The sequence below is a fragment of the Streptomyces sp. NPDC045470 genome (assembly GCF_040646595.1).
Classification (GTDB): domain Bacteria; phylum Actinomycetota; class Actinomycetes; order Streptomycetales; family Streptomycetaceae; genus Streptomyces.
Window position 1 is genome coordinate 611,608 of the sequence record NZ_JBEZAN010000002.1, and the last position, 16,272, is coordinate 627,879.

At 72.0% G+C, this 16,272-nt stretch carries 10 protein-coding genes; 4 read left to right on the plus strand and 6 right to left on the minus strand.

Going from position 1 to position 16,272, the window contains the following annotated elements:
• Window positions 1-105: 105 nt before the first annotated feature.
• The 3 genes from lon to AB0A97_RS09040 form a co-directional block, all read right to left on the minus strand.
• Complete coding sequence (lon, locus tag AB0A97_RS09030; RefSeq protein ID WP_361146615.1) at window positions 106-2,565, minus strand: endopeptidase La; 2,460 nt, start codon at window positions 2,563-2,565, stop codon at window positions 106-108.
• 333 nt (window positions 2,566-2,898) lie between these two features.
• Entirely contained in the window at window positions 2,899-3,288 is a 390-nt protein-coding gene (locus AB0A97_RS09035) for a VOC family protein (RefSeq protein WP_361146618.1), read from the minus strand.
• A 102-nt stretch (window positions 3,289-3,390) separates the two neighbouring features.
• Window positions 3,391-4,149 carry a rhomboid-like protein gene (locus tag AB0A97_RS09040; protein ID WP_361147361.1) on the minus strand — a complete coding sequence of 253 codons (759 nt, stop codon included), beginning with the start codon at window positions 4,147-4,149 and terminating at the stop codon, window positions 3,391-3,393.
• 440 nt (window positions 4,150-4,589) lie between these two features.
• On the opposite strand from AB0A97_RS09040, the gene AB0A97_RS09045 reads away from it, so the two are divergent.
• The 4 genes from AB0A97_RS09045 to AB0A97_RS09060 all read left to right on the plus strand — a co-directional run bounded on the left by AB0A97_RS09045 (window position 4,590) and on the right by AB0A97_RS09060 (window position 11,402).
• On the plus strand, window positions 4,590-5,306 hold the full coding sequence (locus AB0A97_RS09045; RefSeq protein WP_361147363.1) for a spermidine synthase: 717 nt from the start codon (window positions 4,590-4,592) through the stop codon (window positions 5,304-5,306).
• Between the two features lie 78 nt (window positions 5,307-5,384).
• Window positions 5,385-6,125: a response regulator transcription factor gene (locus AB0A97_RS09050; protein ID WP_031001263.1), complete on the plus strand. Its 741-nt coding sequence runs from the start codon at window positions 5,385-5,387 to the stop codon at window positions 6,123-6,125.
• Window positions 6,122-7,339, plus strand: a complete 1,218-nt coding sequence (locus AB0A97_RS09055; protein WP_361146620.1) for an ATP-binding protein — start codon at window positions 6,122-6,124, stop codon at window positions 7,337-7,339. The genes AB0A97_RS09050 and AB0A97_RS09055 overlap by 4 nt, the downstream gene beginning before the upstream one ends.
• Before the next feature lie 238 nt (window positions 7,340-7,577).
• Window positions 7,578-11,402: a multifunctional oxoglutarate decarboxylase/oxoglutarate dehydrogenase thiamine pyrophosphate-binding subunit/dihydrolipoyllysine-residue succinyltransferase subunit gene (locus tag AB0A97_RS09060; protein WP_361146623.1), complete on the plus strand. Its 3,825-nt coding sequence runs from the start codon at window positions 7,578-7,580 to the stop codon at window positions 11,400-11,402.
• 87 nt (window positions 11,403-11,489) lie between these two features.
• Here the strand turns inward: AB0A97_RS09060 and fxsT are convergent, their stop codons facing one another.
• The 3 genes from fxsT to AB0A97_RS09075 form a co-directional block, all read right to left on the minus strand.
• A complete protein-coding gene (gene fxsT, locus AB0A97_RS09065; RefSeq protein ID WP_361146626.1) occupies window positions 11,490-14,495 on the minus strand; it encodes an FxSxx-COOH system tetratricopeptide repeat protein in 3,006 nt (1,001 codons plus the stop codon).
• A gap of 93 nt (window positions 14,496-14,588) precedes the next feature.
• Entirely contained in the window at window positions 14,589-15,809 is a 1,221-nt protein-coding gene (locus AB0A97_RS09070) for an FxsB family cyclophane-forming radical SAM/SPASM peptide maturase (RefSeq protein ID WP_361146629.1), read from the minus strand.
• A 167-nt stretch (window positions 15,810-15,976) separates the two neighbouring features.
• Window positions 15,977-16,210: a YxD-tail cyclophane-containing RiPP peptide gene (locus tag AB0A97_RS09075; RefSeq protein WP_361146632.1), complete on the minus strand. Its 234-nt coding sequence runs from the start codon at window positions 16,208-16,210 to the stop codon at window positions 15,977-15,979.
• Window positions 16,211-16,272: the final 62 nt, after the last annotated feature.

Consider the following 16,272-nt stretch of genomic DNA (forward strand, 5'->3'; position numbering starts at 1 on the left):
ATGTGCGGGCAGTCGCGCAGTACGACGTTACGCACGGTGACCGGGACACGCGCGGCCCGGCGCCCCGTGTCAGGGGCTCCGGGCCGCTGTGGCCGATCGCGTCCGTCACGCCGCGACCGGGACCTCCGGGGCGGCCGGGGCCGAGGCCGGGGTCAGGGCCAGGTCGAGGACCTGGCGGACGTCGGAGACCGGGTGGACGTCCAGCTTCTCCAGGATCTCGGCGGGGACGTCGTCCAGGTCCGGCTCGTTGCGCTTGGGGATGACCACGGTCGTGATGCCCGCCCGGTGCGCCGCGAGCAGCTTCTGCTTGACGCCGCCGATCGGCAGTACCCGCCCGGTCAGTGAGACCTCGCCGGTCATCGCCACGTCCGGGCGCACCTGCCGCCCGGAGAGCAGCGAGGCCAGCGCCGTCGTCATCGTCACGCCCGCGCTCGGGCCGTCCTTCGGTACCGCGCCCGCCGGTACGTGCAGGTGGACGCCGCGCTCCTTCAAGTCACCGACCGGCAGCTCCAGTTCCGCGCCGTGCGAGCGCAGGAAGGACAGCGCGATGTGCGCGGACTCCTTCATCACGTCGCCCAACTGGCCGGTGAGCTGGAGCCCGGACGCGCCGGTCTCCGGGTCGGCGAGCGAGGCTTCCACGTACAGCACGTCGCCGCCCGCGCCGGTGACCGCGAGGCCGGTGACCACGCCGGGTACGGACGTGCGCCGTTCGGCGGGGTCCTGCGCCGACTCGGGGGTGTGGTGCGGGCGCCCGATCAGCGGGCGCAGTTCGTCCACGCCGACCGTGAAGGGCAGCTCGCGCTCGCCCAGTTCGCTCTGGGCCGCGACCTTGCGCAGCAGCCGCCCGACGGCCCGCTCCAGGTTCCGTACGCCCGCCTCGCGGGTGTACTCACCGGCGAGCTTGTGCAGCGCCTCGTCCGTGAACGTGACCTCGTCGGGCTCCAGCCCGGCCCGCTCCAGTTGGCGCGGCAGCAGATGATCGCGGGCGATGACGACCTTCTCGTCCTGGGTGTAACCGTCGAGCCGGACCAGCTCCATGCGGTCGAGCAGCGGCTCCGGTATGGCCTCCAGGACGTTGGCGGTGGCCAGGAAGACCACGTCGCTCAGGTCGAGCTCGACCTCCAGGTAATGGTCCCGGAAGGTGTGGTTCTGCGCCGGGTCGAGGACTTCGAGGAGGGCGGCGGCCGGGTCGCCCCGGAAGTCCGAGCCGACCTTGTCGATCTCGTCGAGCAGGACGACCGGGTTCATCGAGCCGGCCTCCTTGATCGCCCGCACGATGCGGCCGGGCAGCGCGCCGACGTACGTACGCCGGTGGCCGCGGATCTCCGCCTCGTCCCGTACGCCGCCGAGCGCGACCCGGACGAACTTGCGCCCCATGGAACGGGCCACGGACTCGCCCAGCGACGTCTTGCCGACGCCGGGCGGCCCGACCAGCGCCAGCACGGCGCCGCCCGCCCGTCGCCCACCGCCACCCTTGCCGGAATCGCTGCGCGATGCCCCTGCTGCCGGCCCGCCGACCAGGCCCGGACCACGGTCCGCGCGCCGCTTGCGCACGGCCAGGTACTCGGTGATGCGCTCCTTGACGTCCTCCAGACCGGCGTGGTCGGCGTCCAGGACCTCCTTGGCGCCGGGGATGTCGTACGCGTCCTCCGTGCGCTCGTTCCACGGCAGCTCCAGCACCGTGTCCAGCCAGGTCCTGATCCAGCTTCCCTCGGGGCTCTGGTCGCTGGACCGCTCCAGCTTGTCGACCTCCTTGAGGGCCGCCTTGCGGACGTCCTCGGGCAGCCGGGCCGCCTCGACGCGGGCGCGGTAGTCCTCGCCCTCGTCCTCCGGGTCGCCGTTCAGCTCGGCCAGCTCCTTGCGGACGGCCTCCATCTGGCGGCGCAGCAGGAACTCGCGCTGCTGCTTGTCGACGCCCTCCTGGACGTCCTTGGCGATGGCCTCCGCCACGTCCTGCTCGGCGAGGTGCTCGCGCAGCGCTTCGGTGGCCTGCTTCAGGCGGGCCACCGGGTCGGTGGTCTCCAGCAGCCGCACCTTCTGCTCGGTGCTCAGGAACGGCGAGTAACCGGAGTTGTCCGCGAGCTGCGACACGTCCTCGATCTGCTGGACGCGGTCCACGACCTGCCAGGCGCCGCGCTTCTTGAGCCAGTCGGTGGCCAGCGCCTTGTACTCCTTGACCAGCTCGGTGACCGCCCCGGGCAGGGGCTCGGGCGCCGTCTCGTCGACGGTGGTGCCCTCCACCCACAGGGCGGCGCCGGGGCCGGTGGTCCCGGCGCCGATCTTCACGCGGCCGAGCCCGCGGATGAGCGCGCCGGGGTCGCCGTCGGACAGCCGTCCGACCTGCTCGACGCGGCCGAGCACACCGATCGCCGCGTACGCGCCGTCGATCCGCGGCACAAGAAGCACGCGCGGCTTGTTACCCGGTGAGGCGGCGGACTGCGCGGCCTCGACCGCGGCCCGTACGTCCGCCTCGGAAAGGTCCAGCGGCACCACCATGCCGGGCAGCACGACCTCGTCGTCGAGGGGCAGCACGGGCAGAGTGAGCGAGGTGGACGTCGAAGCCATGATCTCCCCTTCGGCAGGCAAGTTGAGCAATACCCACTCAATGCTTGGGGGTGCGCGGATGTTCCCTGGTCCCTGTTCGCTGTGAGCGATCACTCTCGCGGCGTTGTGGCTGGGGTTCCTGTTGTCCTCAATCGCCGGACGGGCTTGGGGTGGCGCTGCCGGGCCCTTTGGTGGGGGCTGGTGGGGTGCGCGTCGTGCGCGATGGGGCCGGAGGGTGGGGGCTCGGGGCCACTCCGGGGTCACTCTCCCCCAGCCTCCGGCCGGGGGAGAGATGGCAACCAATGCGAGCCGTGCGTCAGCACAAAACCTCGCGCGAAGCGCGCCCGCGCGCGCTCAGCCCTGAGCCATGTGCATGAACTCCCAGACGTGCCCGTCAGGGTCCTGGAAGCTGACGCCGTACATGGGCCCCGCTTCCATCACCGGCTTCCACGCACTCGCGCCGGCGGCCAACGCCTTGGCCAGGGTGGCGTCGGCCTCTTCCCGGCTGTCGCAGGACAGACACGTGAGGACTTCCTTCGTCTTCGCGGCGTCGCTGATGTCGCCGTTGATGAAGTCCCGGAAGCGGTCCTCCTGGAGGAGCATGACGCAGATGTTCTCCTCGACGACCATGCACAGGGTGTGCTCGTCGGAGAAGTCGGGGTTGAAGGCGAAGCCGAGGCGGGTGAAGAACTCGCGGGACACGGCGATGTCCTTGACCGGCAGGTTCACGAAGATCATGCGCATGACGGATGCCTCTTCCTGACGGAGCGGGGCCCCGGCCTCCGCGGCCGGGTGCAACCCTCGCTCCACCTCCCCGTGAAGCCGTGGAGAAGCGTGCTCAGGAAGCTAGCAACGCCCACTGTCAATCGCCGCCGGGCGAGGCCCGCGGGAGCGTCGCAGGAGGGGCCGGGTGAGGGTTCCGAGGACGAGGGCGAGGAAGTGGCCCGAGTCGCTGACGGGGTCGCCGGAGAGCAGCAGATTGCTGACGGCGAACCAGGTCACGCCTGCCAGGAGCGGCCACCGGACCCAGCCGGGCAGCAGGCCCGCCAGCGCGCCGGTACAGGCCATCACGCCGAAGCTGATGCCGTAGTCGAGGCGTTGCAGCGAGTCGACGGGGAGGTGGCCGAGGGCGACCGCGGCACCGACCGGGAGTTCGGTGGCGAGCGTCGCGACCACGTGGCCGCCGAAGAAGACCGCGGCCGTCCGCAGGGCGCCGGCCCGGCGCTCCAGGGCCGTCAGGACGACCAGGAAGGCGACGGCGTACGCGGAGGTCGGACCGCCGGCGATCCACAGGGCGCTGGCGACGAGCACCAGCAGGGGCGCCTGCGCCAGGTGCTCGACGTCCGTACTGGAGGCCTGGAGCAGGCTGTGGACCAGTTCCGGGTCGGCGTGCTCGGCGAAGAGCGAGGTCGCGACGAGGAGGAGGGTGTAGCCGAAGGTGAAGGGGGTGGCGAGGGGGCCGGGGAGCAGGCGCCAGGGCTTGGGCCACCGGCTCGGGCTCCGGCCGGGCCACGTCGGCCGCGACACCGGAACGGGCCCCGTCGCCGGCGCGGAACCGGCGGGTGGCACACCCCCGGAAGCCGGTACGGAATCGGCGGACGGCACCCCACCGGAGACCGGCGCGGGACGGGCGACCGCCGCAGCCCCGGCGCCGACGCCACCGCCCGCCCCGGCCCTCGCCCCCTGCCTGGGCACCCCCTCCAGCGGCACCCCTTCCAGCGGCGCCGCCTCATCGGCCCCGCCTCCCGCGAAAGGGGCCGTTCGGGCAGTGGGGGCTCCCTCGTCGGGTGGCGTCTTTGCGGAGGCTGCTGCCGTGTTCACCCGGCTCACTGGTGGCTGGCCCCTTCCGTCCGTGGCTGTCGGCGCCGTCGGGGCGTCCGCCACTGAGGATCTACGTACGGGACAGCCTGCACGTTCAACCCATGAGCGAGCTGTGCCCGTGACCTGCGTCACGGGCGGCGCGGCCCGGTCCGGTCCGTAAACCGGTTGGACCCGTCCCGCCCCGGTTGGCCAGGATGGCCGCCATGTCTCATCCCGCGCACGCCATGCCCGACCACCCCGTGCACGTGTCCGGCCCGCCCGCGCCCGGCGGCGGACCGCGGGTCCTCGACCGCCGAGAGGGCCCGTACGGGGAGGTGGTGCTGCGGCAGCGGGGCGAGCACTTCGAGATCATCGCCAACGGGTGTTTTCTGATGGACACCTCGGACGGGCGGTCCGAACGGCTGCTGGTGGACGCGGCACTGGCGGAGCTGGGGGGCACGGAGGCACCGCACCGTGTGCTGATCGGCGGGCTCGGGGTCGGGTTCTCCCTGGTCAGGGCGGCGGAGGAGGCCCGATGGGGCCAGATCACGGTGGTGGAGCGGGAGGCCGCGGTCATCGACTGGCACCGTGCCGGGCCGCTGTCGGCGGTGTCCGGGGCGGCGCTCGCCGATCCCCGTACCGAGATCGTCGCCGCCGACCTGGTCGCGTACGTGCGCGAGGGCGCCGGGCCGCGCACGTTCGACGCGCTGTGCCTGGACATCGACAACGGGCCGGAGTGGACCGTCACGGAGGACAACGGCGGCCTCTACTCCCCCGCCGGTCTGGCGGCCTGCCGGGCGCGCCTGACGCCCGGCGGCGTGCTCGCGGTGTGGTCGGCGCAGCCGTCGTCCGCGTTCGAAGAAGCGCTGCGAAATGCCGGGTTCACCGGCGTACGTACCGAAGAGATCCCCGTTGTCCGAGGCGTCCCCGACGTGGTGCACCTCGCGCGCAAGGGCGCGTAGCCGATGGTCATACCCTGCCCTTACGCTGCTGCCCAGCAGTACGCGACCATGCAGCACGGGGACACGCAGGGGCGGGCGATGGATCAGACGCAGACCACCCAGGGCGGCACCGCCGCGGCCACGCCCGGCGCCCAGCGCCGGATCCTCGTCGTGGAGGACGACCCGACGATCGTCGACGCCATCGCGGCCCGGCTGCGCGCCGAGGGCTTCCAGGTGCAGACGGCCACCGACGGCCCGGCCGCGGTGGACACCGCCGAGGCGTGGCAGCCGGACCTGCTGGTCCTGGACGTGATGCTGCCGGGCTTCGACGGGCTGGAGGTGTGCCGCCGGGTGCAGGCGCGGCGCCCGGTGCCCGTCATGATGCTCACCGCGCGGGACGACGAGACGGACATGCTGGTCGGTCTCGGGGTCGGCGCGGACGACTACATGACCAAACCGTTCTCCATGCGGGAGCTGGCGGCCCGGGTGCATGTGCTGCTGCGCCGCGTGGAGCGGGCGGCGCTGGCCGCGCACACCCCGCGCAGCGGCATCCTGCGCCTGGGCGAGCTGGAGATCGACCACGCGCAGCGCCGGGTGCGGGTGCGCGGCACCGACGTGCACCTGACACCGACCGAGTTCGACCTGCTGGTGTGTCTGGCCAACACGCCGCGCGCGGTGCTCTCCCGTGAGCAGTTGCTGGCCGAGGTGTGGGACTGGGCGGACGCCTCCGGCACCCGTACGGTCGACAGCCACATCAAGGCGCTGCGCCGCAAGATCGGTGCGGAGCGCATCCGTACGGTGCACGGTGTCGGGTACGCGCTGGAGACCCCGCCGGTATGACGGCCCCCACCCGCCGCCGGCCGGCCGCCGAGAAGGAGCGGGCCGGACGCCAGGCCCGCGACCGGGCCAGGGAGAGTCTGCGGGACGGTCCGGCCGCCCTGCGGGAGCGGGTCTGGGTCCCGTTCTGGCGGCGGGTCTGGGAGGGGCTGCGCCCGCTGGACCCGTACCGCTCGGTCAAGGCGGCGCTCGGCGCGCTGGTCATCGTCTCGGTGATCATCACCACGCTGCTGGTGTTCGTCGCCATCCACTCCGACACCGAGCTGCGGGTCATCACGGTCTTCTCGATCATCGCCTCGCTGCTGGTCACCCAGTTCGTCGCGCAGGGTCTGACGGCGCCGCTGGACGACATGACGGACGTGACCCGGGCGATGGCGGACGGCGACTACACCCGGCGGGTGCGCGGCGGGCGGCGCGACGAGTTCGGCGACCTGGCCGACGCGTTCAACCGGATGGCCGCCGATCTGGAGGCGGTGGACACCCACCGCAAGGAGTTGGTCGCCAACGTCTCGCACGAGCTGCGCACCCCGATAGCGGCCCTGCGCGCCGTCCTGGAGAACGTGGTGGACGGGGTCTGCGAGCCCGATCCGGAGACGATGCGGACGGCCCTGAAGCAGACGGAGCGGCTGGGGCGGCTGGTGGAGCACCTGCTGGACCTGTCGCGGCTGGACAACGGCGTGGTGCCGCTGCACGCCCGCCGCTTCGAGGTGTGGCCGTACCTGTCGGGGGTGCTCAAGGAGGCCAACATGAGCCGCGGCGCCTCCACGCTCCGGGGGCTCGCCGGCTCCGGCACCCACACCCGTACGGACGTCCATCTGCACCTGGACGTCTCGCCGCCGGAACTGGCCGCGTACGCGGACGCCGAGCGGCTCCACCAGGTCGTGGCGAACCTGATCGACAACGCCATCAAGCACAGCCCGCGGCACGGCCGGGTCACGGTGCTGGCACGGGGCGGCGAGACGCCCGGGGGCCTGGAGCTGGAGGTGCAGGACGAGGGCCCGGGCATCCCGGAATCCGAGCGGCACCACGTCTTCGAACGGTTCAACCGGGGCGACCCGGCGGCGTCGGGTCCGGGCAGCGACGGCGGTACGGGGCTGGGCCTGGCGATCGCGCGCTGGGCGGTGGATCTGCACGGGGGACGGATCCGGGTGGCCGAATCGCCGCGCGGCTGCCGTATCCGCGTCACCCTTCCGGGAAGCGACTCCGTTCGAGGTTGACGCCGGGTGTCGTAGGGTCGGTGGTGGAAGCACACACTCCGTGGGTGCGGCGGCGATGCCGCGTACCCGAACGCAGGCAAACCTGGTGTGTTTCCCGTCGAGTCATGCCTCGAAACCCCTTGCCGAATGTGACGTGCACGACGACTGACGGCCCCGGACTGCACCAAAGGTCCCGAGAGGCGTAGCCTTTATTCCCGCTGTCCACCACCTTAGGAAGCGGAAGAGGGCGGTTGCCGCCGTGTCGCCACAGTCCCCCAACAGTTCGAGCACTTCGACTGACCAAGAGGGGCAGGGTAAGAACCCTGCTGCCGCGTTCGGTCCGAACGAGTGGCTCGTCGACGAGATCTACCAGCAGTACCTCCAGGACCCGAACTCGGTAGACCGAGCCTGGTGGGACTTCTTCGCCGACTACAAGCCGGGAGCGGGCGCCGCCGCGTCGGCCCCGGCGAGTGACGGCAGCCCCGCCACTCCCGCCGCCGGAACGGCCCAGGCCGCCCCCGCGGCGCCGAGCACGCCGGCGGCCCCCGCCGCGCCACAGCCCGCCGCCGCGCAGCCCGCCGCTCCGGCCCGGCCTGCCGCGAGCGCCCCGGCGCCCGCCAAGGCCGCCCCGGCGAAGGCCGAACCCGCGAAGCCCGCTCAGCCCACCGCCAAGCCCGCTGCCAAGAAGGACGATGTGAAGCCCGACGAGGCGCCCGCAGGCCCGGAACTGGTCACCCTCCGTGGCCCCTCCGCCGCCGTGGCGAAGAACATGAACGCCTCTCTGGAGCTGCCCACGGCCACGTCCGTGCGCGCCGTCCCGGTGAAGCTGCTGTTCGACAACCGCATCGTCATCAACAACCACCTCAAGCGCGCCCGTGGCGGGAAGGTCTCCTTCACCCACCTCATCGGGTACGCGATGGTGCAGGCCCTCAAGGCCATGCCGTCGATGAACTACTCCTTCCAGGAGAAGGACGGCAAGCCGACCCTGGTCAAGCCCGAGCACGTCAACCTGGGCCTGGCCATCGACCTGGTGAAGCCCAACGGTGACCGCCAGCTCGTCGTCGCCGCCATCAAGAAGGCGGAGACGCTCAGCTTCTTCGAGTTCTGGCAGGCGTACGAGGACATCGTCCGCCGCGCCCGCAACAACAAGCTGACGATGGACGACTTCACCGGAGTCACCGCGTCGCTGACCAACCCGGGCGGCATCGGCACCGTCCACTCCGTGCCCCGCCTGATGCCCGGCCAGGGCCTCATCATCGGCGTCGGCGCGATGGACTACCCGGCCGAGTTCCAGGGCACCTCGCAGGACACCCTGAACAAGCTGGGCATCGCCAAGGTCATGACGCTGACCAGCACGTACGACCACCGCGTGATCCAGGGCGCCGCCTCCGGCGAGTTCCTGCGCATCATGAACCAGCTGCTGCTCGGCGAGAACGACTTCTTCGACGACATCTTCAAGTCGCTGCGCATCCCCTACGAGCCGGTGCGCTGGCTGCGCGACATCGACGTCAGCCACGACGACGACGTCACCAAGGCGGCCCGGGTCTTCGACCTGATCCACGCCTACCGGGTGCGCGGCCACGTCATGGCCGACACCGACCCGCTGGAGTACGAGCAGCGCAAGCACCCCGACCTCGACATCATCGAGCACGGGCTGACGCTGTGGGACCTGGAGCGCGAGTTCGCCGTCGGCGGCTTCGCCGGCAAGACCATGATGAAGCTGCGCGACATCCTGGGCGTGCTGCGCGACTCGTACTGCCGCACCACCGGCATCGAGTTCATGCACATCCAGGACCCCAAGCAGCGCAAGTGGATCCAGGACCGGGTCGAGCGCGGGCACTCCAAGCCGGAGCGCGAGGAGCAGCTGCGCATCCTGCGCCGGCTGAACTCCGCCGAGGCGTTCGAGACGTTCCTCCAGACGAAGTACGTCGGCCAGAAGCGGTTCTCCCTGGAGGGCGGCGAGTCCGTCATCCCGCTGCTGGACGCGGTCATCGACTCGGCCGCCGAGTCGCGCCTGGACGAGGTCGTCATCGGCATGGCCCACCGCGGCCGTCTGAACGTGCTCGCCAACATCGTCGGCAAGTCGTACGCGCAGATCTTCCGCGAGTTCGAGGGCAACCTCGACCCGAAGTCGATGCACGGCTCCGGCGACGTGAAGTACCACCTGGGCGCCGAGGGCACCTTCACCGGCCTGGACGGCGAGCAGATCAAGGTCTCGCTGGCCGCCAACCCCTCGCACCTCGAAGCGGTCGACCCGATCGTCGAGGGCATCGCCCGCGCCAAGCAGGACATCATCGGCAAGGGCGGCACGGACTTCACCGTCCTGCCGGTCCAGCTCCACGGCGACGCGGCCTTCGCGGGCCAGGGTGTGGTCGCCGAGACGCTGAACATGTCGCAGCTGCGCGGCTACCGCACCGGCGGCACGGTGCACATCGTCATCAACAACCAGGTCGGCTTCACCGCCGCGCCGGAGTCGGCCCGCTCCTCCATGTACGCCACGGACGTGGCCCGCATGATCGAGGCGCCGATCTTCCACGTGAACGGTGACGACCCGGAGGCCGTGGTGCGGGTCGCGCGGCTCGCCTTCGAGTTCCGCCAGGCGTTCAACAAGGACGTCGTCATCGACCTGATCTGCTACCGGCGCCGCGGTCACAACGAGACCGACAACCCGGGCTTCACGCAGCCGCTGATGTACGACCTGATCGACAAGAAGCGCTCGGTGCGCAAGCTCTACACCGAGTCGCTGATCGGCCGCGGCGACATCACGCTGGAGGAGGCCGAGCAGGCCCTCCAGGACTTCCAGGGCCAGTTGGAGAAGGTCTTCACGGAGGTCCGCGAGGCCACCACCGCCCCGGCCGCCCCCGAGGTGCCGGAGCCGCAGGCCGAGTTCCCGGTCGCCGTGGACACCGCGATCTCCCAGGAGGTCGTCAAGCGGATCGCCGAGTCCCAGGTCAACATCCCGGAGCGGGTCACCGTCCACCCGCGCCTGCTGCCGCAGTTGCAGCGCCGCGCGGCCCAGGTGGAGGACGACACCATCGACTGGGGTACGGGCGAGACCCTCGCCTTCGGCTCCCTGCTGATGGAGGGCACCCCGGTCCGCCTCTCGGGCCAGGACTCCCGCCGCGGCACCTTCGGCCAGCGCCACGCGGTGCTGGTGGACCGGGAGACCGGCGAGGACTACACCCCGCTGCTCTACCTGTCCGAGGACCAGGCGCGCTTCAACGTCTACGACTCGCTGCTGAGCGAGTACGCGGCGATGGGCTTCGAGTACGGCTACTCGCTCGCCCGTCCCGAGGCGCTGGTCATGTGGGAGGCGCAGTTCGGTGACTTCGTCAACGGCGCGCAGACCATCGTCGACGAGTTCATCTCCTCGGCGGAGCAGAAGTGGGGCCAGACCTCCGGCGTCACGCTGCTGCTGCCGCACGGCTACGAGGGCCAGGGCCCGGACCACTCCTCGGCCCGTATCGAGCGCTTCCTCCAGCTGTGCGCGCAGAACAACATGACCGTCGCCATGCCGACGCTCCCGTCGAACTACTTCCACCTGCTGCGCTGGCAGGTGCACAACCCGCACCACAAGCCGCTGGTCGTCTTCACCCCGAAGTCGATGCTGCGTCTGAAGGCCGCGGCGTCGAAGACGGCGGAGTTCACCACGGGCGGCTTCCGTCCGGTGATCTCGGACGACGCGGCGAAGGCCGCGGACGTCACCAAGGTCGTCTTCTGCTCCGGCAAGGTCTACTACGACCTGGAGGCGGAGCGGGTCAAGCGCGGCGCGTTCGACACGGCGCTGGTCCGTATCGAGCGGCTGTACCCGCTGCCCGGCAAGGAGCTCCAGGCGGAGATCGCCAAGTACCCGAACGCGGGCAAGTACCTGTGGGTGCAGGAGGAGCCGGCGAACCAGGGTGCGTGGCCGTTCCTGGGTCTGAACCTGATCGACCACCTCGACCTGTCCGTCGGCGCCGACGTGCCGCACGGTGAGCGGCTGCGCCGCATCTCGCGGCCGCACTCCTCGTCGCCGGCCGTGGGTTCCGCCAAGCGCCACCAGGCCGAGCAGGCCGCGCTGATCGCCGAGGCGTTCGACGCGTAACCCGTACGCACGGGTGTGACGGCCCGGGGCCCCGCCGCGAACGACCGACGTTCGCTGCGGGGCCCCGGGCCGTTCCGTGCGGCGGGGTCAGACCGGCTGGGGTTCGAAGTCCCAGTACGGGCGGCGCCTGCGGCGGGCGGAGAGGGTGTGCGGGTGTTCGGCCCCCAGCGTCTCCCTGAGCTGCTGTACGGCCTGCTGCTCCAGCTTGGAGGCTTCCTGGCCGCGCCGCAGCGCCCGCAGGTCGTCGGCGAGCGCCGTCTTGGCGGAGAGCGTCAGCGGGTGGGTGTCGCCGAGCACCCGCTTGGCGCGCTCCAGGGTCTCCCGGCTGAGCTGTGCGGCGCTCTCCTCGTCGTCGACGCGGTTGCGGGCGCCGGCGGCGTTCAGGGCGCAGCCCAGCGTCCAGGGGTGGTCGGCGCCCACCGCCCGGGTCATGCCCCGGAGCGCCTCCTCAGCGATGGCCAGCGCGTTGTCCCGCTCGCCGAACTCCCAGCACACCAGTCCGGTGTTGCCGAGCGTGCCGACCGCGAACGGATGGGCCTCGCCGACCAGGGTGCGGTACCGCTCGGCGGCCTCCTCGCCCAGTTCCCTGGCCTTGCCGAGGTCGCCGTGCTCGCGCAGGAACGTGGCGTAGTTGGCCTGCATCATGAGCGTCTCCGGGTGCCGGGGGCCGTGCACCCGGCGGGAGCGCTCGACGACGTCGCCCATCAGGGCGTCGGCCTGGGTGACGGCGCCGGAGCGGCGCAGGCACAGCGCGAGGTTGTGCTCGGCGCGCAGGGTCAGCGGGGTGTGCTTGCCCATGATCTGCCGGTAGAGCCGTACGTTCAGCTCCTGGCGGGACAGTGCGTCGGTGTAGCGGCCGAGCAGGCGCAGCATCCGGGCGTAGGAGTAGGCGGCGCCGAGGGTGAGGTGGTGGCGGGCGCGCAGTTCGCGTTCCCAGACGAGCAGCACTTCGCCGAAGAGTTCGAGGGCGTCCTGGTAGCGGCCCAGGGCACTGAGCGCCGAGGCGAGGTTGCTGCGTGAGGAGAGGGTGAGCGGCGCCTCGGGCCCGAGGAGTTCCGTACGGCCCCGGACGACCGCCTCGAACATCTCCAGCGCCTGCCCGTAGGACCCCAGCGCCATCAGGGTGCCGGCGAGGCCGTCCTGGGCGCGCAGCAGCGCGCCGTCGCCCGGCTCCCGTTCGGCGGCCAGTTCCTCGACGATGGCGCTGCCGACCGCTTCGGCCTCGCGGTAGCGGCCCAGCCTGCGCAGCATGTTGGCGTGCTGGTGGGTGACGACGAGCATGGTGCGCTGGGTGGGGGCGATGCGGTTGCGCCAGCGGGAGAGGAACTGTTCGCACAGCCGCAGGCCGATGCGGTACTCGCCGCGGACCCGCAGGTACTCGACGCAGTTCAGCAGCAGTTCCTGAACGGCGGTCTCCGGGCTGTCCAGGACACCGGCCGGCTCCAGGTGCGGGATGAGGGCGGCGTACTGCTCCCAGGTCCGGGTGTCGGAGGGGCTCTGCGGGTCGGCGGTGGCCAGCACCCGGCAGGCCGTGGCGGACATCGCGTCCCGCTCGTCCTCCGCCATGTCGCTGCGCAGGAAGCGGTGGTAGAGCCGGTGCATCTGCGCGATCTCCACGGCGGGGTCCGTGGTGGTCTGCGCGACCTGGTAGTCCAGGCGTACGGCGGTGGACTCGGTGAGCCGGCGCAGGGCGGTGTTCCAGGCGATGGGCTCGGCGGCGAGGTCGGCGAGGTATTCGGGCAGGTCGCCGCGGCGGGCGCGGGCGAGCATCGGCACCGGGATCGCGTCCGGTGCGAAGAACGCGAACAGTTTGAGCAGTTCGACGGCGGCGGGGCTGCGTTCGCGCAGCGTGTTCAGCGTTATGGCCCAACTGGTCTGGAAGGCCATCGGGTAGTCGGTGGAGATGCGGATGCCGACCAGGCTCGGCTCACCGCGGCGGATCAGCTCGATGTACTCCTTGGGCGCCATCGGGTTGGCGTCCAGCCAGGCGGCGGTCTGGGCGAGCAGCAGCGGCAGGTCCTGCACGGCGTCGGCGAGCAGGTCGGCTTCCATGGTGGTCAGCCGGGGCGCGCGCCGCCGTGCGTAGGCGACGGACTCGATCCGGGCGAAGGGCAGCACCTCGATCTCCTGGGCGCTGCCGGAGCCGGACCAGTCGCGGGTGAGGGTGGTGATCAGGACGTGGCCGCGGCCGTCCGGCACCAGGTCCTCGATCTGCTCCATGTCGTCGGCGCTGTCGAAGATCAGCAGCCAGCGGCGGTACGGGCGGCCGATCCGCAGCGCCTCGTGGACGGCGCGGATGCGGTCGCCCAGTTCCTGGCCGACCGGCAGCCCGAGACGGGTGGCCAGCTCGGCGAGCTGTTCGCGGGCCGCGCCCCGGTTGGTGGCGCTGATCCACCACACGACGTCGTAGTCGTTGCCGAAGCGGTGGGCGTACTCGGCGGCGATCTGGCTCTTGCCGACGCCGGAGATGCCGTACAGGGCGATCCGGGTCTCCAGCGGCTGGCCGCTGCCGGGCACCGGGCCCGCCAGCTTGCCGTGCAGCTCCTCCAGCGCGGTGTCGCGGCCGGTGAAGCGGTTGTTGCGGCGGGGGATGTTCCAGATCTCGGGCGGGTCGTTGGGGAAGCGCGGCGCGTTGGCGGCGGGCTCGGCGGGGCGGCGGGCGCCGGCCGGGACGCCGAGGCGGTTCAGGACGCGGCGGTTGGCCTCGACGGCGTCCAGGTCGCGCAGGTCGGCGGGGCGCAGCACGGAGGCGGTGGCGGGCAGCCGCTGGGTGGCGACGCTGACGGCGGCGAACCGGTCGGCGTGGTCCGGTACGACCTCCTGGAGGGCGGTCGTCCACTCGTCGTGCGTCTTGGGGCCGAGTTTGAAGTACCAGTCGTCCAGCACCATCAGCAGGCGGCCCTCGGCCGCGAGCAGACCGGCCAGCTCCTCGGTGAGGGGGCTGTCGGCCGGGGGGTCCCAGCGCAGCATGGTGGTGCCGTGGCCGAGCTGTTCCAGCTGGTGCGAAATCCACGCCGCCCACGGCCGGTTGAAGCCCGCATAGCTGATGGTGATGTGCTCTGCGGAGCCGGTGTTACCGGACTGATCGACCATGCGACCGTCTCCTCGGTATGCGGTGGTTCGCGCGGGCGCGAGCTGGCTGTTCGGCACGATAGCCCAAGTATCGCCCCGCACGGCGACGCCACGTCAGGTCTTGTTCGCCGTACGCCAGTTGACGGACACGGCGGTCGGCGCGGGGACCGGTGGGGCCGGTCGGCCCGCACGGACCTCGGCGTCCAGCCGGGCGGCGATGTGCCGGATCACCCGTTCCAGGTCGGCGCAGTACACGGACGGGTTACGGAAGCCGCTGCCGCCGGCCCGGTAGCGGTGGGCGTAGTTGCCGCCGCCGCAGACCGCCATCAGCGCGCAGCCGCGGCACCGGTCGCACAGGCCGTCCGCACCCAGCCGCCGGGCGGTCATCCCGGGGTGGCGGAGCGCCTCGTCGAAGCTGTTGCGGAAGACGTCCAGGCCGGTGGCGGCGGCGCCCTCGTACGCCGATTTGAGGGAGTCGACCTGCTCGATGGCGCCGTCGGTGTCGACGATGAGCGCGACGACGGGTGACAGGCCGACCGCCTCGCTGGTGCTGGGGCGGCCCAGCAGCAGTCCGATGATCTCGGTGAAGAGGCGGACGCGGGGCGCCGGCTCCCGCTCGGCCCACCACAGGTCGAAGACGGTGCACAGCCAGTCGCCGTACGGGGTGGGGCCCGCCGGGCCGGGCGGCAGCGGCGGGCGGCTGGTCCAGTTGGCGTGCGGGAGGAGGAAGTCGAGCATCGGCGGGCCGAGTGCGCGCAGCGTGCCGTAGACCCGGGCGGGGTCGGAGGTGAGGTCGACGGTGCACAGGATGCCGGCGAAGACGCCGGGGCGGCCGGCCAGCAACCGGGCGGCGCGGGACGCCGCGGGCCAGGAGGGGCGGCCCGCGTGGTCGACGCGGCGGCGGTTGAGGCCGGGGGTACCGCCGTCCAGGCTGAGGCCGACACGGAAGCCCGCGCCGGCCAGGGTGTCGAGGGCCGCCGGGGTGAGGAGGGTGCCGTTGGTCTGTACGCCCAGGTGCGCGCGGCAGCCGGCGGGAAGCTCGGCGCGCAGCGCGGCCGCCTGGTCGAGGAGCGGCCCCGGGCCGGTGAGCAGGGGCTCGCCGCCGTGCAGGTCGATGCGTATCTCGTCCAGGCCGTGGGCGCGCACGTGTTCCGCTATGCGCCGGGCGGTCTGGCGTACGGTGCCGGGCGGGGCGTGCGGCGGGCGCTCGCGCCAGCTGCGGTCCGGGCTCGTGTAGATGTAGCAGTAGGTGCAGGCGAGGTTGCAGCGGCTGTGCGTCTTGAGGACGAACTGCCGGAAGGGGATCGCGGCCCGCTCAAGGCTCTGGCACACCACGACGCCGCCCCCCTGCCCGCGTCCGACATCCGGGCACCCCGGAGCCGGCCCGCTGTCGCCATACATGGCTCGGCCGCCGGGAGACATGCACAGGGCATCGACAACTGGCCGGATACGCGGCCTGGTTGTCCGGATACCGCTGCTCAGGCGCGGTCGGCGCACGCCTCTCAGCGGTCGTCTTCGGGGTCCCCCGGGCCGTCGTCGTAGTACGCCACCGCCCGCTCGGCGGGGACCCAGGTGCGCAGCAGGAGGGCCGTCACCTCCCCCAGCACCCGGTGGTCCGTCCCTGCGGCCACCGCGGCCACATCGACACCGCCGAAGTCCGGCAGTGGCTCGGCCGACGGGCCGGACGGCTCGGCCGGTGCGGCCGGGGCCGTACCGGTGACGGGGACTGTCGCCACGCTGTTCTCCTCTGGTCCGGGTGGACGGGTGTTTCCCGCGCGTCCGGGAACGGAAACACCCG